Source organism: Enterobacter sp. E12 (assembly GCF_014596715.2).
In the GTDB taxonomy this organism is placed as follows: Bacteria; Pseudomonadota; Gammaproteobacteria; order Enterobacterales; family Enterobacteriaceae; genus Enterobacter; species Enterobacter bugandensis.
This window is the reverse complement of record NZ_CP115601.1, coordinates 332,077-349,784: the sequence shown is the minus strand read 5'-3', so window position 1 is coordinate 349,784 and position 17,708 is coordinate 332,077. Positions and strand designations below refer to the sequence as shown.

Genomic DNA, 17,708 nt, shown 5'->3' with positions numbered 1-17,708 from the left:
TGTTATTCTGGAAAGCGGCTCGCAGAAATAATGTAATTCGTGCGAAAAAGAATTACATCTTTGCATTTTAATTCAGCGGGATAAGATATGCGGCGGGTGCTTAAGACTTTCTGTCTTGAGCATTGTTGAGGGACAGAAAGTGGAAAGCCCCGGGAAATTTTCATTCACCCGAGGCTACCCCTCAACTACCAACAGGTTGAGAGTAGCCTCTTATTCTTTTTTTGACAAGGAGTAAAAGGCATGACGCCATTAAAAACTGCGTTAGGCATCGTCTTTATTATCTGCCTGACGATAGTGATATTTACCTTTATTACTCGCGGTAGACTGTGCGAGTTTTCAATAAAGAGTGAACATCAGGAGGTGGCGGCGAAATTAGCCTGCGTGGCAGGCTAACCTCTACGGGCGAAACCACGGTTTCGCCCGGCTTGTGGGATGCTGAGGTCTTAATGCACCCATTTTTTTCTTTTGCTACCGCGATTATACTGCGCGGCGTGTACCCAGATGATAAGAATCCATGAAAGCCATTTTTCTGTTGTTGTTATTTTTTACGTCGTTCGCCCGCGCGGATGAGATAGGCAGCCAGTATCAGAAGCAGGCGGAAGCCGGCGATGCCCGCGCCCAGTATTATCTCGCCGATACCTGGTTCAGCTCCGGTGACAGAAAGCAGGCAGCGTTGTGGGCCGAGAAAGCCGCGAAAGGCGGTGATGTCGACGCCATGGGGTTACTCTCGCAGATCCTCTTTACGCAGGGGGATTACGCTCAGGCTAAAGCGCTGGCGCAGCAGGCCACCATCGCCGGCAGCAAGCGCGGCACGATTATGCTGGCGCGTATTATGGTGAACACGCAGGCGGGTAAAACCGACTATCCTCAGGCCATCAAGCTCCTGCAAACGGCGGCCGAAGATATCGACAACGACTCGGCGGTCGATGCGCAACTGCTGCTGGGGCTGATTTATGCCAACGGTGTAGAGGTGCCGCAGGATGACGTACAGGCGGCATCATGGTTTAAGCGCAGCTCGTCCCTGTCACGTACGGGCTATGCGGAGTACTGGGCAGGGATGCTGTTCCAGCAGGGTGAGAAAGGCTTTATCACGCCGAATAAGCAGAAAGCGCTCTACTGGCTAAACCTGAGCTGTACCGAAGGGTTTGATACGGGGTGTGAGGAGTTTGATGCGTTGAGCGGAGAATAACGTGCCGGGTGGCGGCTTCGCCTTACCCGGCCTACAAAACCCGTAGGCCCGGTAAGCGCAGCGCCACCGGGCTTAGGATGTTACTGGTCAGCCGTCTTATCAAAACGACCCAGCACTTCGCGTTCATACGCCAGCGCTTTTTTACGGTCGAATTTGTGTTCCCACTTGGCGATCACCAGCACCGCCAGCGCATTACCCACCACGTTCAGCGCGGTACGCGCCATGTCGAGGATACGGTCCACGCCCGCAATAAACGCCAGGCCTTCCAGCGGAATGCCCACGCTGCCCAGCGTCGCCAGCAGCACCACGAAGGAGACGCCCGGCACGCCTGCGATGCCTTTTGAAGTCACCATCAGCGTCAGAACCAGCACGATCTCCTGCCACAGCGACAGGTCAATGCCGTACAGCTGCGCGATAAAGATTGCCGCAATACTCTGATACAGCGTCGAACCATCCAGGTTAAAGGAGTAACCCGTTGGCACCACGAAGCTGGTAATGGACGCCGGCGCACCGTAGGCCTCCATCTTCTCAATGATACGCGGCAGTACGCTCTCGGAGCTTGCCGTGGAGTAGGCCAGAATCAGCTCATCCTTCAGGATGCGGATCAGGATCCAGATGCTGAGCCCGCACAAGCGCGCCACAATGCCCAGCACCACCAGCGCGAAGAACAGAATCGCGAAGTGCACCAGAATCACCAGCTTCGCCAGCGGCCACAGGGAGGCAAAACCAAAGTTCGCCACGGTCACGGCGATAAGCGCGAACACCCCAACCGGCGCGTAGCGCATCACCATGTGGGTCACTTTGAACATGGTTTCGGAGATAGAGCGGAACACGGTCACCAGCGGCTCGCGGTGCGTCGCTGGCAGGGAGGAGAGCCCCAGACCAAACAGCACCGAGAAGAAGATGATCGGCAGCATCTCGCCTTTTGCCATGGAAGCAATGATGTTGGTCGGCACCAACGACAGAATAGTCCCCATCAGACCGTGGGAATGGCTCTGCACGTCAGCGGTGGTACTTTGGTATTTCGAAATATCCACCGTCGCCAGCTGCGACATATCGATCCCGGAGCCTGGCTGGAATACGTTCGCCAGCGTTATGCCGAGGATAATCGCAACCGTGGTGATCACTTCGAAATAGAGAATAGTTTTCGCGCCAATGCGACCTAACTGCTTCGCATCGCCGACGCCCGCGATACCGACCACCAGCGTCGAGATCACAATGGGCACCACAATCATCTTAATCAGATGAATAAAAATATCGCCTGCCGGAGAGAGCAGGTTCGCAATCAGCCACTCGCGGCTGTCGCTATGATAATGAAGATAACTGCCCAGCAAGATGCCCAGCACAAGGGCCAGCAGGATCTGCCAGGCCAGGCTGACTTTCAAATTTTTCATAGAAACTGACTTCCTCAATGAAATCTCCGCACCAGCAAAACTGCATGAATATGGAGACATACTGAAAGGGTATGAATTGTGTTGCGTTGGTTTATGGGATTTTTTAACGCGGCGTATGAGTATCATTTGCACGACCTGTTGCGCAAGCCTTAAAGAACGACGCATTTCACTATCAAAAGCGGTTATGACGCGAGTTTGTCATAAATCTGATAAATAACCTTTTGTTATAAAAACGCTTTTTTATAAAGAATTGTGAATAATCGGCATCGTGAATTATTTCCCTTCAAAGTTTCATTCGCTCAATTTTCAACCTGTTCAAACAATGCGTGATCTGTCGCCCAAATACTAAACAAAGCTTGTAAAGCCCCTACTATTAACGTTTTTGCGACATATTATTAACATCTTACAAGGAGAAAAAAAGCCATGAGCCAAATACACAAACACGACATTCCCGCAAACATTGCGGACCGTTGCCTGATCACCCCGGAGCAGTACCACGAGAAATATCAGCAATCTGTTACCAACCCGGACGCCTTCTGGGGCGAGCAGGGTCACATCCTTGACTGGATCAAACCTTATCAGAAGGTGAAGAATACCTCTTTCGCGCCAGGCAACGTCTCCATCAAATGGTATGAAGACGGCACGCTGAACCTGGCGGCGAACTGCCTGGACCGCCATCTTGCCGAACGCGGCAACGAAACGGCCATTATCTGGGAAGGCGACGATGCCTCTCAGAGCAAACACATCTCTTATAAAGAGCTGCACCGCGACGTCTGCCGCTTCGCTAACGTGCTGCTGGACCAGGGGATTAAAAAAGGCGACGTGGTGGCGATCTACATGCCGATGGTGCCGGAAGCGGCGGTAGCTATGCTCGCCTGCGCGCGTATCGGCGCGATCCACTCCGTCATCTTCGGCGGCTTCTCCCCTGAAGCGGTTGCCGGGCGCATCGTTGACTCGAACTCGAAGCTGGTGATCACCGCCGACGAGGGCGTACGCGCCGGGCGCGGTATTCCGCTGAAGAAAAACGTCGATGAAGCGCTGAAAAACCCGAACGTCAAATCCATCAATAACGTCATTGTCCTCAAGCGTACCGGCGGCAAGATCGACTGGCACGAGGGGCGTGACCTGTGGTGGAGCGACCTGATTGAAAAAGCGAGCGACCAGCATCAGCCGGAAGAGATGAACGCGGAAGATCCGCTGTTTATTCTTTACACCTCCGGCTCAACCGGTAAACCGAAAGGCGTACTGCACACCACCGGCGGCTATCTGGTCTATGCGGCCACCACCTTCAAATACGTCTTCGACTACCATCCGGGCGACATCTACTGGTGTACCGCCGACGTGGGCTGGGTCACCGGCCACAGCTACCTGCTTTACGGACCGCTGGCCTGCGGCGCAACGACGCTGATGTTTGAGGGCGTACCGAACTGGCCGACCCCGGCGCGCATGTGTCAGGTGGTCGATAAGCACCAGGTCAACATTCTTTACACCGCGCCAACGGCGATCCGCGCGTTAATGGCGGAAGGTGATAAGGCCATCGAGGGCACCGACCGCTCCTCATTGCGCATCCTCGGCTCCGTGGGCGAGCCCATCAACCCGGAAGCCTGGGAGTGGTACTGGAAGAAAATCGGTAACGAGAAGTGCCCGGTGATGGACACCTGGTGGCAGACCGAAACCGGCGGCTTCATGATCACCCCAATGCCGGGCGCCACGCAGCTGAAGGCCGGCTCGGCAACCCGTCCGTTCTTCGGCGTGCAGCCTGCGCTGGTGGATAACGAAGGTAATCCGCAGGAAGGCGCTACCGAGGGTAACCTGGTGATCACAGACTCCTGGCCGGGCCAGGCGCGCACGCTGTTTGGCGATCACGAGCGCTTCGAGCAGACCTACTTCTCGACATTTAAAAACATGTACTTCAGCGGCGACGGCGCGCGCCGGGATGAAGACGGTTATTACTGGATCACCGGACGCGTGGACGACGTGCTGAACGTTTCCGGCCACCGTCTGGGTACGGCAGAGATTGAGTCCGCGCTGGTGTCGCATCCGAAGATTGCCGAAGCGGCGGTGGTCGGCATTCCTCACAACATCAAGGGCCAGGCGATTTACGCCTACGTCACTCTAAACCACGGTGAAGAGCCGTCGCCGGAGCTGTATACCGAGGTGCGCAACTGGGTACGTAAAGAGATTGGCCCGCTTGCCACGCCGGACGTACTGCACTGGACAGACTCGCTGCCGAAAACCCGTTCCGGCAAGATTATGCGCCGTATCCTGCGCAAAATCGCGGCAGGCGATACCAGCAACCTCGGCGATACCTCAACGCTTGCGGATCCTGGCGTGGTGGACAAACTGCTCGAAGAGAAGCAGGCCATCGCGATGCCATCGTAATGTTTTCTCCCTCTCCCCGTGGGAGAGGGCCGGGGTGAGGGCATCAGACCGCACCTTCCTCCCCTCACCCTAACCCTCTCCCCATAGGGGAGAGGGAACTAAAACAAACCAACCTTACCTCTGGAGATTTCTGTGATGAATAACGATATTTGTCAGCAGATAGAGAATAGTGCGCACTACAGGGAGCTCGTCGATAAGCGGCAACGGTTTGCCTTCACCCTTTCCATCATCATGCTGATTATCTACGTCGGCTTTATTCTGCTGATCGCCTTTGCGCCGCACTGGCTGGGCACCCCGCTGCACGAGGGCACCAGCGTGACGCGCGGTATTCCCATTGGCATTGGCGTAATTGTGATTTCGTTTGTGCTGACCGGCGTTTACGTCTGGCGCGCGAACGGTGAATTCGATCGCCTTAATAAAGCGGTACTGCAAGAGGTAAAAGCATCATGAAGAGAATTCTGACGGCGCTCGCCGCCACGCTTCCCTTTGCCGCCCACGCGGCGGATGCGATTACCGGCGAGGTACAGCGCCAGCCAACCAACTGGCAGGCGATTGTGATGTTCCTGATTTTCGTGGTGCTGACGCTGTATATCACTTACTGGGCGTCGAAACGCGTGCGCTCCCGTAACGATTACTACACCGCGGGTGGCAACATTACCGGCTTCCAGAACGGGCTGGCGATTGCGGGTGACTTTATGTCCGCCGCCTCGTTCCTCGGGATCTCCGCGCTGGTCTACACCTCCGGCTATGACGGCCTGATTTACTCCCTCGGCTTCCTCGTCGGCTGGCCGATCATTCTGTTCCTGATTGCCGAACGCTTGCGCAACCTGGGACGTTACACCTTCGCTGACGTGGCATCCTATCGCCTGAAGCAGGGGCCGATTCGTACCCTCTCCGCCTGCGGCTCGCTGGTGGTGGTGGCGCTGTATCTGATCGCCCAGATGGTGGGCGCGGGCAAGCTTATCGAACTGCTGTTTGGCCTGAACTACCACGTCGCGGTGGTGCTGGTGGGCGTGCTGATGGTGATGTACGTTCTGTTCGGCGGCATGCTGGCCACCACCTGGGTGCAGATCATCAAAGCCGTACTGCTGCTGTTCGGCGCGAGCTTTATGGCCTTTATGGTGATGAAACACGTCGGCTTCAGCTTCAATAACCTGTTCACCGAAGCGATGGCTGTCCACCCGAAAGGAGAAGCGATCATGAGCCCTGGCGGGCTGGTGAAAGATCCGATCTCCGCGCTCTCTCTCGGTCTCGGCCTGATGTTTGGTACCGCTGGCCTGCCGCACATTCTGATGCGTTTCTTCACTGTGTCAGACGCGCGTGAAGCGCGTAAGAGTGTCTTCTACGCCACCGGCTTTATGGGTTACTTCTACATCCTGACCTTTATCATCGGCTTCGGCGCGATCATGCTGGTGGGCGCGAACCCGGCGTTTAAAGACGCGGCGGGCGCGCTGATTGGCGGTAACAACATGGCGGCGGTGCACCTGGCCGACGCGGTGGGCGGCAACCTGTTCCTCGGCTTTATCTCCGCCGTGGCCTTCGCCACCATCCTTGCGGTGGTCGCCGGGCTGACGCTGGCGGGCGCGTCTGCGGTATCGCACGACCTCTACGCCAACGTCTTCCGTAAAGGCGCGAGCGAGCGCGACGAGCTGAAGGTTTCCAAAATCACCGTGCTGGTGCTGGGCGTGGTCGCTATTCTGCTGGGGATCCTGTTTGAGAAGCAGAACATCGCCTTTATGGTGGGACTGGCCTTCTCAATTGCGGCAAGCTGTAACTTCCCAATCATTCTGCTCTCCATGTACTGGTCCAAACTGACCACCCGTGGGGCGATGATAGGCGGCTGGCTCGGCCTGCTGACGGCGGTAATTCTGATGATCCTCGGCCCGACCATCTGGGTGCAGATCCTCGGTCACGAAAGCGCTATCTTCCCGTACGAGTACCCGGCGCTGTTCTCCATTGCCGTGGCGTTTATCGGTATCTGGGTCTTCTCGGCTACCGACAACTCGCCGGAGGGTAACCTGGAGCGTGAGAAATTCCGCGCCCAGTTTATCCGCTCACAAACCGGCCTCGGCGTTGAGCAGGGCCGCGCACACTAAGCCTTTCTCCCCGGTTGCTCTGGCCGGGGAGCTTAAAACATCACCCACGCCACCAGCGGCGCGATTAACACCATCGTCACGCCCGAGAGCATCATCACCAGGCTTGCAACGACCCCTTCCTGCTGACCCAGCTCATACGAACGCGCCGTGCCTGCCCCGTGAGATGCCGCGCCAAACCCTGCTCCTTTCGCCATCCCTTCCCGAATGGACAGCCGCAGAAACAGCACATCCCCCACCGCCATGCCGAATACGCCGGTGACGACCACAAACAGCGCCACCAGATCCGGCTGCCCGCCGAGCGGTTTGGCGGCCGCCAGCGCAAACGGCGTGGTCACCGAGCGCACGGCCAGGCTGCGCTGAATTTCATCGGAGAGGGTAAACAGCCGCGCCAGCCAGACGGAGCTACAGACCGCCACCACCGTCGCGGTGACGACGCCCGCGCTGAGCGACATCCAGTGGCGTTTGATAATGGCCAGGTTGTCATACACCGGCACCGCAAAGGCGATAGTCGCCGGGCCGAGCAGCCACAGCAGCCAGTGGGATTCACCAATGTAGTTCTGCCAGGAGATATGGCCGAAGATCAGCATCAGCACCAGCAGGATGGGCGTGAAGACCAGCGGCATCAGCGGCAGCGTGCGAAAGCGGCGATACAGGCGCTTGTTGGCAAAGTAGATGGCGACCGTCACGATCAGGCACAACACGCTTATCTGAAAGTTAGTCATGCTTTTGCCTGCTGATTTCGAACCGGTACACCTTATCCACCACCCAGGCGGTGGCACCCAGCACCATCAGCGTGCTCAGGGCAATAACCGCGAAGATGCGCCAGCCGTCGACCATCAGCAGCTGCGCATAGTTCACCACCGCCACCACGGCCGGAACGAAGAACAGCAGCATCTCCGCTAGCAGCCAGCGCGCGCCGGCGCGCACCCAGCTGAGGGGCAACGCGCGGCAGAGGATCAGCACCAGCATCAGCACCATTCCCACCAGGTTGGCGGGTAAAGGCAGGTGCAGCCAGTCGACAAGGTATTCCGCAAAAATAAACAGTCCCGCGTAGAGCAGTACCTGAACCGGGACCTGGAGTCGTTGCACAACGGCAGGCGTAACACGGCTTAACGCCACGGCCATGGGGGATTTCCTCAGAAATGAGACGAGGCGCCAGTATAGTGAGCGTACGTCATCGACTGAAATGAATTAAAATCATCGAAGGTATAGTTTCGAGGAATAATCATGGACATAAGAACGCTGCGCTATTTTGTCGAGGTGGTTCGCCAGCAAAGTTTTACCCGCGCAGCGGAGAAGTTGTTCGTTACCCAGCCAACCATCAGCAAAATGCTGAAAAACCTCGAAGACGAGCTGAACTGCACCCTGCTGATCCGCGACGGACGCAAGCTGCTGCTGACCGATACCGGACGCGTGGTGTTCGAGCGCGGGCTGGCGATCCTGGCGGAGTTTCGCCAGCTTGAGGCCGAGCTTGCGGACATCAACCACCTGACGAAAGGTCTGCTGCGGCTCGGCATTCCGCCGATGGTTGGCATGATGATGGCCGGGCCGATAAGCCTGTTCCGCCAGCGCTACCCCGGCGTTGAGCTTAAAATATCTGAGTTTGGCGGCCTGACCGTGCAGCAGGCGGTGATCAACGGCGAGCTGGACGTGGCGATGACGGCCCTTCCCGTGGAGGAAGAGAGCGGGCTGGCAACGCTGCCGCTGTTCAGCCATCCACTGTGCGTGCTGGTGCCCCGCTCCGGCGACTGGCTGAAGATAGACTCAGTGAAGCCCGATCTGCTCGGCGAACACCCGCTGCTGATCTACAACGAAGACTTCGCCTTAAGCCGCCAGCTGATGACCCTGTTTAATCACCATAACGTGAAGCCGCGCATTGCGGTGCGCAGCGGCCAGTGGGATTTCCTCGCGGCAATGGTGCAGGCGGGCGTGGGAATTGCCATTCTGCCGCAGCCGATCTGCGAGCGGCTGGATAAAAACACGCTGCGCTGGATCCCGCTGGAGAGTGACCTGCACTGGCAGTTGGGGATGATTTGGCGTGAAGGGGTGTATCTTTCGCACAGCGCACAGGCGTGGCTGCAATGTTGTGAGGGGTTTTGGGTGCGGTCTGAATAGTGCCGGGTGGCGGCTTCGCCTTACCCGGCCTACGGTTCAAATGTAGGCCCGGTAAGCGCAGCGCCACCGGGCAAAAGCGCGCTACTGATTCTCTATCAGCAGCGCTTCTAACAGGTCCAGATCGTGCAGCAGCTTTTGCAGCGTCTCGTTGCTGATCTGACGCGTCGCGCGCAGGTGATACAGCTCGGCACGCTCGGAGCGCAGCGCCGCCAGGCGGAAACGACGCTCGAGGTTTTCTTCCTGCAGCGAGCTTTCCACGTCGTTACGTCCGTCAGCACGACGGCGCAAATTACCAATTACGCGTGAACTGACTTCCTTCAGCAGCTGGTTATCAATGTTCTCTTCGGCATCGGCAGCCAGACGCTCCTCCATCTTCTCAATGGCCACTATCGCCACTTCCGCCGTCGCCGCGCGGGCTATCCGCTCCTCTTTGTGCTGTTGGGTCGAGTCACCGGCATCAATGTGCTGGAGTAAAATCGGCAGCATAATCACGCCGACAAACAGCGAGAAGAGGATCACGCCCGCCGCCAGGAACACCAGCTCGTAGCGCGCCGGGAAGACGTCGCCCGTCGGCAGCAGCAGCGGAATAGAGAGCACACCGGCGAGGGTTATCGCCCCGCGTACGCCCGCGAAGGAGGCAATCAGCAGCTCGCGCGTGGTCCAGGAGCCGAACTCCATCGGTTTTTTGGTCAGGAAGCGCATGCTGAATTTTTTCATCGTCCACAGCCAGCCGAAACGCACCAGCATTAATGCCATGTAGATCAGCACGATATCGGTAAACAGCATCCAGACTTCAACGTTTGGATCCGCCTCCGCCGCGATCAGCGAGGATTCCATGATGCCCGGCAGCTGCAGGCCCAGCAGCAGGAAGACCATGCCGTTAAAGACAAACTCCAGCATCGCCCAGGTGCTGTTGGCGCGCAGGCGCATCGCCAGCGGCGCGCGGCGCATCACGCCGGAGCGGGTGATGGTCATCCCCGCCGCTACCGCCGCCAGAATGCCCGAGACGCCGATATGTTCAGCGATAAGGTAAGAGGCAAACGGCAGCAGGAACAGCAGAACGATTTGCGTCGCCGGTTCATCGCCGCCCCAGCGGCTGAGGAAGCGCAGGGAACGACCGTACAGCCAGCTCACCACGAAGCCCGCGAGAATACCACCAATCGCCACCTTGAAGAATTCCAGGGTCGCGCCACCAATGGTAAAGACCATGGTGCCCATGGCTACCGCCACGGCAAACTTCAGGGCCACCAGGCCGGAAGCGTCGTTCATCAACGCCTCGCCCTGCAAAATGCCCATTATTTTCTTCGGAATGCGCCCTTCACCCACAATGCCGGAAAGGGCCACGGCGTCGGTCGGCGATAGCACGGCGGCCAGCGCAAAGGCGGGAATTAACGGGATACCCGGTACGGCCCAGTAGATCAGGAAACCAATCCCGACCACGGTAACGACCACCAGCGCCAGCGCCAGGCCGAAGATCTCTCGCCCGTGCTCAAGAAATTCGCGCGTCGGCGTTTTCCACCCATCGGCAAACAGCAGCGGCGGGATAAACAGCACGAGGAACAGTTCCGGATCGAACTCCACGTGCAGACCGAACGTCGGCCACGCCAGCAGCGCGCCGATGGCTATTTGCATTAAAGGCAGGGGGACCTGGAAGGGCAGTACGCGTGTAACCACCCCGGATAACGAGACCACAAGGGTCATGATGAGTATTGTGAAGAAAATTTCCATGCGTTCCCTGTTTGCTGTGTTTCTTTTTAAGCCAAACCTGAGGCGTCGTGCCTCTTATTCTATCCTCTCCAGAGTAACGCAAAAGGCAACGGGATGAGTCCTGAAAATAAAAACGGGCGGCCTGAGCCACCCGTTTTCGCATCAATGGATAATTTAGATTGCCCAGCCGCCCGCGTAGAAGGCGACCAACGCAACGGCGATCACCACGGTGCCGATGTTCAGCTTGCGCCACTCACCGGAGACCAGGCGGCCAATCACCAGCGAGGCAAAGCCGATCATGATGCCAGTCACGATGTTACAGGTCAGGACGATAAACACTGCGGTAGTCAGGCCGGACATCGCATCCACGAAGTCCGCAAAATCGATTTTCGCCACGTTGCTCAGCATCAGCAGGCCGACGTACATCAGCGCTGGCGCGGTCGCATACGCAGGCACCAGGTAGGAGAGCGGAGAGAGGAACAGGATCAGCAGGAACAGCACGCCGACGGTGATGGCCGTCAGGCCGGTTTTACCGCCTGCCGCCGTACCCGCTGCAGATTCGATATACACCGCCGCAGGCGCCGCACCCACCAGACCAGAGAAGACGCTGCTCAGGGAGTCGGTGGTCAGCGCTTTGCCGCCATCAATAATCTGACCGTCTTTATCCAGCAGGTTGGCCTGACCGGCCACCGCGCGAATGGTACCGGTGGCGTCAAATACCGCGGTCATCACCAGCGCCAGCACGCTTGGCAGGATCACCGGGTTCAGCGCGCCGACGATATCCAGGCTGCCGATCAGGGAGTTGCCTTTGTCATCGCTCAGCGACGGCATGGCGAAAATACCGGAGAAGTGAACGGTCGGATCGAAAATCAGGCCGACAATGGAAATGCCAATAATGGTCAGCAAAATGCCGCCCGGCACCTTCAGTTTTTCCAGGCCGATAATCACCGCCAGACCGATGAGCGACATAATGACCGGGAAGCTCGCGAAATGACCGAGCGCTACCGGCAGGCCGTCCAGCGGGTTCTTGATGACCAGACCCACGCCGTTGGCAGCGATCAGCAGCAGGAACAGGCCGATACCGATACCGGTGCCGTGCGCCACGCCCTGCGGCAGGTTGCGCAAAATCCAGCTACGGATGCCGGTGGCAGAAATAACGGTAAACAGTACGCCCATCAGGAACACGGCTCCGAGGGCAACCGGTACGCTGATCTGCTGGCCCAGCACCAGACTGAACGCGGTAAAGGCGGTCAAAGAGATGGCGCAACCAATCGCCAGCGGCAGGTTCGCCCACAGGCCCATTACGATGGAGCCCACGCCGGCCACCAGGCAGGTGGCGACAAAGACAGCCGCAGGCGGGAAGCCCGCCTTGCCCAGCATGCCCGGCACCACGATGACGGAGTAAACCATCGCCAGAAACGTGGTCAGACCGGCAACGACTTCCTGGCGCACGGTGCTGCCACGAGCCGAAATTTTAAACATGGCGTCAACTGAACCGCCGGTACGCGCAGATGGCGTAGACATAGAAAACATCCCCTGAGAGTTTTTATAGAACGTCCATAAGCGTGGTGGAGACACCGCTGCCAGCTAAAACGTCAAATCCGTGTGTTGCGTTTGCGACGAAAGGGCGTCACAAAAAAAGCAAACGTTTAGCTCCGCGCTTATAAAACGGGTGGTCAAATTAAGGCAAACGATTATCCAGCCTAATACCCGCCCTTTTCAACTGAACTTTGTCGTTTTTCGCCAAAATTCACTTATGACGATGAAGAAATAAACAGAGGATGCGCAAACGTTATCGTCTATGCGCAATTTGTTTACATTTCAATCCTCGCCCGGGATCGTTAACGGGCCACCTTGTTGCAGGGTTCTTTGCCAGCCAGGACTAGTTTCCACTTTTTGCTTCCATGCCTGAATATGCGGCAGATTAGCAATGCCGCCGCGCGCCAGCAGGGCAAAGAGGGGGAAGCTCATCTGAATGTCGGCCATGCTTAACGTCTCTCCGGCAAACCAGCTGTTTTTAGCAAGATGTGAGTCAATAAAACGCGCATGGGTCTCCAGCTGGGGGTTGAGATACGCTTTCTGTACCCCCTGCCCCAGCGCCTTACCCAGCGTTCGGATGCCAAACGGCACGGGCGGCTTGCCCAGGCTGCTGAAGACCAGCTTCATGAGCAGCAGCGGCATCAGCGACCCTTCTGCGTAATGCAGCCAGAAGCGGTATTGCACCTTATGCGCGGGGTCTAAAGGCTTCAGCCGCGATTCGGCATCATAGGTTTCCTGCAGATATTCCAGAATGGCACCTGACTCCGCAAGGATCAGCCCGTTATCTTCAATGACCGGCGATTTGCCCAACGGATGCACCTTTTTGAGGGACTCGGGTGCCAGCATGTTCTTTTCGCGCTGGTAGTGAACAATCTCATAAGGCAGGGCGAGCTCTTCCAGCGCCCAGATCACGCGGTGCGAGCGCGACTGGTTAAGGTGATGTACCGTGAGCATGATTTTCTCCTGTTATTCATACTTTTTAACTATAGAAAATCGAACAACACCGCGAAAAAATTTCGTCTAAAAAACGGCTAGCGCGGCTGGCGAAAATACGGGTCTTGCATAGAATTAAAGTGTCAGCACAATCCGGAACCTCCCCAACCAGCTCGACACGAGGGGTGCTGATGTCGGGGGAAACCCTCCCGTGAACCAGCGGGATAGAGAGAAAGACAAAGACCGGGAAAAACTAAAGCGCCCTTAGTGGCGCTTTAGTTCTTTATTATGCTTTTGCCGCAAGAACTTAATCCTCCTCCAGCAGCCGCGCCCCGGTCCCCTGCTCGCCCAGCCTGTCGCCAGGGTTACGTAGCGGGCAGTCGCTACGGGACAGGCAGCCGCAGCCGATACAGCCGTCCAGCTCGTCACGCAGCGCCACCAGCGTGTGGATACGCCTGTCCAGCTCTTCACGCCACTGGGACGAAAGCTCTTTCCACTCTTTCGGGCTAAGCGTGTGCCCTTCCGGCAACACGCCGAATGCCTCACCGATCGTCGCCAGGGGAATGCCGATGCGTTGCGCAATTTTGATAATCGCCACGTAGCGGAGCACGTCACGGGTATAGCGGCGCTGGTTTCCACCGTTACGGATGCTTTTAATTAACCCTTTGCTTTCATAAAAGTGGAGCGCCGATACCGCTACACCGCTTCGCTTTGCCACTTCGCCGGGGGTTAACAGCGCTTTAATGCGCGGCAATCTCTTTTCCATAAAACCTCTTTACCTCAAGTTAACTTGAGGAATTATACTCCCCCGCAGAGAAAACGACGAATCAACCGAGAAAGTTGTATCTACAGAGGGGCAACCTTATGTCGCATCAGCAAATTATTCAGACACTTATTGAATGGATTGACGATCATATCGACCAACCGTTGAACATTGATGTGGTCGCAAAAAAATCGGGCTATTCGAAATGGTATTTACAGAGAATGTTCCGCACGGTCATGCACCAGACGCTGGGGGAATACATTCGTCAGCGCAGGCTCCTGCTGGCGGCGCAGGCGTTACGCTCAACGCAGCGGCCGATTTTTGATATCGCGATGGATCTTGGCTATGTCTCGCAACAAACCTTTTCCCGCGTGTTTCGCCGCGAGTTTGACCGTACGCCGAGCGATTATCGCCACCAGTTGAATTAATGCATATCAGTGCAAAGGTTGCTGCTGCCAGGTCATAAACTCCTGGGGCGGCATCGCTTTCGCGAAGTGCCATCCCTGACAGAACTCAACGCCGCGCTTCAACAGCCAGCTCACCTGCTCAGCCGTCTCAACCCCTTCCGCAATGGTTTTAAGCCGCAGGCTTTGCGCCATCTCGATAATATGCTCGGCGATCAGGTGGCTGGTACTGTTGGTGGTTAAGGTGTCGATAAACGATTTATCGATTTTCAGAATATCCACGTTCAACGAGTAGAGGTTGTGCAGGTTGGAATAACCGGTCCCGAAATCATCGATCGCCACTTCATAGCCCGCCTGACGGAAGGCCTGAATCACCGGCGTGGTTTTTGGCACATCGATAAAGCCGCGTTCCGTCACTTCAATTTTAATTTGCTGGGCGCGTACGGCGTAGTGCCGGGCCTTGTCAGAAATCATGGCGATCAGCCGCGAGGAGTGGAAGTCCGTGGCCGACAGGTTGATCGAAATATAGAGATGCGGATGCGCCGCCAGGAAATGGCCCAGATCGCTGAACACCTCCTCAACGACATAATCCGTGATCCGCTCGCTCATTCCCTCTTTTTCCGCAAGCGGAATAAAGTCAGCCGGGCTCATTACCTGCCCATTGAAACCAGGCCAGCGCAACAGCGCCTCTGCCCCCACACACTGGTTGTTCTTGATATCAATAATCGGCTGATAGTGCACACAAAGCTGGCGCTTGTTCAGCGCCCGGTGCAGTAAGCGCCCCGGCGAATTAAGCTCACGATGGGTGCGGGACCACACCAGCAAAATAATAATGCTGCAGATCATTCCCAGCGGTAGCGTCAACGTCGCCTGGTGATAGAGCGTTTCATAAAAACGTTTATCTGACGTCGACACGATGGCGGCAATAGGCCGATTTGTCGATTTCACGACGGTATAGAAACGGTTATCTTTTTGAAATACCGATTCCTTATCCCGAATCATCGAATTTAATAAAGTCGCATTGGCTTTCTGGCTGACGGAAAAGAAGGCATTAGTTACCGTGTCGTATACCCCCCATGCGAGGGAATGATCGGTAGACATCACTTCACTGTAAGAAAGCGGATTGACAACCACGACATAATTTCCGCGCTGCATATATGTCATTTTATAGCCAGTATAAAATGGCGTATCGCGAAAATAATAGATAGCAACGTCAGGTTTACGCGTGTAATTAGCGACCGGAATGACGTAGGGTTGATCCGGTGTAAAAACGGTCGAACAAAGAAAATTCTGACCTTCAGCATAAATTAAATCGGCGACAAACAGGCGGCCACGAACAACGTTCAACATATATTGACGATGTTCCGGCGTACAACGTTCACCCTGATATTTTTCTGCCTCGCCCCTGGCCAGTTCAACTTGTTGAATTACCAGTTCTGTTTTGTCTAAAGCCAGTTCAGCAAATGTCCGTAGCTGAGCGCTCGTTTCCGACTCGGCTCGTAGCTGGGCAAACCATAAAGCAAGCATCACCGGCAGCATAACTACCATGATGATCCCTACCACTCTGAGCATTTTGCGCCGCGCGCTACGATTCATTTCCCGCCCTATATCCCTGCATGTTGTACGCCTGTAGTAATGAAGGCCGGATGCTTTGTTAAACAGGTGATTACGTTGCATGAATCATGCGAAGTTAGCAACTGACTTTTAGTATTAAAAATCTTAAATTTCGTTATGACGATAATATTTTCCCGTAAGCTAAACTGTAAGTATTCGTTCCGTTTTAATTAAGGAAAATAATTATCCACCACGCCTGGGTGGTTTTGAGAGAACACCACAGAGGATCGCTGATTAAGCCAAACTTCTGGCGGCATGAAAAAAGCACAACGCCAACGTGACGTTTTATCCTATTTATGCGGGTGTATTTTGTTCGTTGATTTATAAATAATCAGACATCATCACAATATTATCAGAAAATAATGCTTCTCCTAAAAACGGCACGGCTGGACGTCTCTTTGCCTCCAGATGCTCTTCCCCGCTTGCCCGGCGGGCATTACCCCGCACGTTGTGGGTCCGCATCCCTTTGTACGAAGGCAGTCCCGTACCGCACACTCTTTTTCCGGCTAATAAAATCCCCTTTTTGGCTACGCAGACACTGGCGAATAAATCAACAAATGTGATATAGTTCACACATATTGTGTAACGAGAAACACTGTTTCATTCAGTTCGTCTGTTTTGTAGAGGATGGGTTTTATGGCAACCATTACTACCAGCATGGTTCTCCTGCGCTGGCCCTTGTTGAGTGCGTTTTTGATGTTTTTAGCCAGCACGCTGAACATTCAGTTTCGTAAATCCGACTACGCGGGTCTTGCCGTCATCAGTACCCTGCTAGGGCTTGGCGCGGCTTGCTGGTTCGCAACGGGCCTGCTGGGCATCACCCTGCTGGATATGGCCGCGGTCTGGGAAAATATAAAAGTGGTGATGGTTGAGGCGATGAACCATACCCCACCAGACTGGCCGATGGTGATTACCTGATCCCTTCAGCAATAAAAAAACCCAGACGATGTCTGGGTTTTTTGTTTTAGCATCCGTTGATCAGAACGGGATATCGTCGTCGAAGTCCATTGGCGGTTCGTTAGACGGAGCAGGAGCAGACTGCTGCTGCGGACGAGACTGCGCGCCGCCACTGAACTGGTTGCCGCCCTGCGGCTGCTGAGGCTGACCCCAACCACCCTGCTGCTGGTTCTGACCGCCACCTGCCGGTGCGCCACCGCCCTGACGGCCACCCAGCATTTGCATGGTGCCGCCCACGTTCACCACCACTTCCGTGGTGTATTTTTCCTGACCGGATTGGTCGGTCCATTTGCGGGTACGCAGCTGGCCTTCGATATAGACCTGAGAACCTTTACGCAGATACTCACCGGCTACTTCTGCCAGTTTGCCAAACAGCACAACGCGGTGCCATTCGGTCTGCTCTTTCATTTCACCGGTCGCTTTATCACGCCAGGATTCGGAAGTAGCCAGCGTAATGTTGGCAACTGCGCCACCACTCGGCATGTAGCGTACTTCCGGGTCCTGGCCCAGATTACCGACGAGAATCACCTTGTTTACGCCTCTGCTGGCCATGTTCGTGTCTCCTGAATACGTTTCTTAATAGTGTAAACGCGCGAGTGTACCATTTCCATGCTG

At 55.9% G+C, this 17,708-nt stretch carries 18 protein-coding genes; 8 read left to right on the top strand and 10 right to left on the bottom strand.

Features of this window, described 5'->3' with window-relative positions:
• Window positions 1-240 precede the first annotated feature (240 nt).
• Window positions 241-393, top strand: coding sequence for a Hok/Gef family protein (locus IB212_RS01680; protein WP_028015189.1), 153 nt, complete (start codon window positions 241-243; stop codon window positions 391-393).
• Between the two features lie 121 nt (window positions 394-514).
• Complete coding sequence (locus IB212_RS01675; protein ID WP_028015188.1) at window positions 515-1,189, top strand: tetratricopeptide repeat protein; 675 nt, start codon at window positions 515-517, stop codon at window positions 1,187-1,189.
• A gap of 80 nt (window positions 1,190-1,269) precedes the next feature.
• On the opposite strand, the gene gltP is transcribed toward IB212_RS01675, so the two are convergent.
• Entirely contained in the window at window positions 1,270-2,583 is a 1,314-nt protein-coding gene (gene gltP, locus IB212_RS01670) for a glutamate/aspartate:proton symporter GltP (RefSeq protein ID WP_028015187.1), read from the bottom strand.
• Window positions 2,584-3,006: 423 nt separating this feature from the next.
• On the opposite strand from gltP, the gene acs reads away from it, so the two are divergent.
• From acs to actP, 3 genes are all read left to right on the top strand, one after another.
• On the top strand, window positions 3,007-4,965 hold the full coding sequence (gene acs / locus IB212_RS01665; RefSeq protein ID WP_041911526.1) for an acetate--CoA ligase: 1,959 nt from the start codon (window positions 3,007-3,009) through the stop codon (window positions 4,963-4,965).
• Window positions 4,966-5,100: 135 nt separating this feature from the next.
• Complete coding sequence (locus IB212_RS01660; protein ID WP_028015185.1) at window positions 5,101-5,415, top strand: DUF485 domain-containing protein; 315 nt, start codon at window positions 5,101-5,103, stop codon at window positions 5,413-5,415.
• Window positions 5,412-7,061 carry a cation/acetate symporter ActP gene (gene actP / locus IB212_RS01655; RefSeq protein ID WP_041911527.1) on the top strand — a complete coding sequence of 550 codons (1,650 nt, stop codon included), beginning with the start codon at window positions 5,412-5,414 and terminating at the stop codon, window positions 7,059-7,061. Before IB212_RS01660 ends, actP begins: the two co-directional genes overlap by 4 nt.
• Window positions 7,062-7,093: 32 nt before the next feature.
• On the opposite strand, the gene IB212_RS01650 is transcribed toward actP, so the two are convergent.
• Together IB212_RS01650 and IB212_RS01645 are read right to left on the bottom strand one after the other, a co-directional pair.
• A complete protein-coding gene (locus IB212_RS01650) occupies window positions 7,094-7,783 on the bottom strand; it encodes an LrgB family protein (protein ID WP_041911528.1) in 690 nt (229 codons plus the stop codon).
• Window positions 7,776-8,186: a CidA/LrgA family protein gene (locus IB212_RS01645; protein ID WP_028015182.1), complete on the bottom strand. Its 411-nt coding sequence runs from the start codon at window positions 8,184-8,186 to the stop codon at window positions 7,776-7,778. The genes IB212_RS01650 and IB212_RS01645 overlap by 8 nt, the downstream gene beginning before the upstream one ends.
• Window positions 8,187-8,288: 102 nt before the next feature.
• Here IB212_RS01645 and IB212_RS01640 point away from each other — a divergent pair, with 102 nt between their 5' ends.
• Window positions 8,289-9,176: a LysR family transcriptional regulator gene (locus tag IB212_RS01640; RefSeq protein WP_041911529.1), complete on the top strand. Its 888-nt coding sequence runs from the start codon at window positions 8,289-8,291 to the stop codon at window positions 9,174-9,176.
• An 81-nt stretch (window positions 9,177-9,257) separates the two neighbouring features.
• Here IB212_RS01640 and IB212_RS01635 read toward each other — a convergent pair whose 3' ends face one another.
• The 4 genes from IB212_RS01635 to soxR all read right to left on the bottom strand — a co-directional run bounded on the left by IB212_RS01635 (window position 9,258) and on the right by soxR (window position 14,121).
• A complete protein-coding gene (locus IB212_RS01635; protein ID WP_041911530.1) occupies window positions 9,258-10,904 on the bottom strand; it encodes a Na+/H+ antiporter in 1,647 nt (548 codons plus the stop codon).
• A 153-nt stretch (window positions 10,905-11,057) separates the two neighbouring features.
• Window positions 11,058-12,407 (bottom strand): guanine/hypoxanthine transporter GhxP, encoded by a 1,350-nt coding sequence (gene ghxP, locus IB212_RS01630; RefSeq protein WP_041911531.1) that lies wholly within the window; start codon window positions 12,405-12,407, stop codon window positions 11,058-11,060.
• 297 nt (window positions 12,408-12,704) lie between these two features.
• Window positions 12,705-13,376, bottom strand: coding sequence for a glutathione S-transferase family protein (locus IB212_RS01625; RefSeq protein ID WP_028015178.1), 672 nt, complete (start codon window positions 13,374-13,376; stop codon window positions 12,705-12,707).
• 286 nt (window positions 13,377-13,662) lie between these two features.
• Window positions 13,663-14,121: a redox-sensitive transcriptional activator SoxR gene (soxR, locus tag IB212_RS01620; protein ID WP_023331806.1), complete on the bottom strand. Its 459-nt coding sequence runs from the start codon at window positions 14,119-14,121 to the stop codon at window positions 13,663-13,665.
• A gap of 98 nt (window positions 14,122-14,219) precedes the next feature.
• Here soxR and soxS point away from each other — a divergent pair, with 98 nt between their 5' ends.
• On the top strand, window positions 14,220-14,546 hold the full coding sequence (soxS, locus tag IB212_RS01615) for a superoxide response transcriptional regulator SoxS (RefSeq protein WP_008503387.1): 327 nt from the start codon (window positions 14,220-14,222) through the stop codon (window positions 14,544-14,546).
• A gap of 6 nt (window positions 14,547-14,552) precedes the next feature.
• Here the strand turns inward: soxS and IB212_RS01610 are convergent, their stop codons facing one another.
• Window positions 14,553-16,118 carry an EAL domain-containing protein gene (locus IB212_RS01610; RefSeq protein ID WP_041911532.1) on the bottom strand — a complete coding sequence of 522 codons (1,566 nt, stop codon included), beginning with the start codon at window positions 16,116-16,118 and terminating at the stop codon, window positions 14,553-14,555.
• A gap of 339 nt (window positions 16,119-16,457) precedes the next feature.
• A complete protein-coding gene (locus IB212_RS01605; RefSeq protein WP_131728597.1) occupies window positions 16,458-16,709 on the bottom strand; it encodes a hypothetical protein in 252 nt (83 codons plus the stop codon).
• A gap of 63 nt (window positions 16,710-16,772) precedes the next feature.
• Between IB212_RS01605 and IB212_RS01600 the strand changes: the two genes are divergently transcribed.
• Window positions 16,773-17,054: a YjcB family protein gene (locus tag IB212_RS01600; RefSeq protein ID WP_041911533.1), complete on the top strand. Its 282-nt coding sequence runs from the start codon at window positions 16,773-16,775 to the stop codon at window positions 17,052-17,054.
• Between the two features lie 60 nt (window positions 17,055-17,114).
• On the opposite strand, the gene ssb1 is transcribed toward IB212_RS01600, so the two are convergent.
• Entirely contained in the window at window positions 17,115-17,645 is a 531-nt protein-coding gene (ssb1, locus tag IB212_RS01595; RefSeq protein ID WP_006810470.1) for a single-stranded DNA-binding protein SSB1, read from the bottom strand.
• Between the last annotated feature and the right edge of the window lie 63 nt (window positions 17,646-17,708).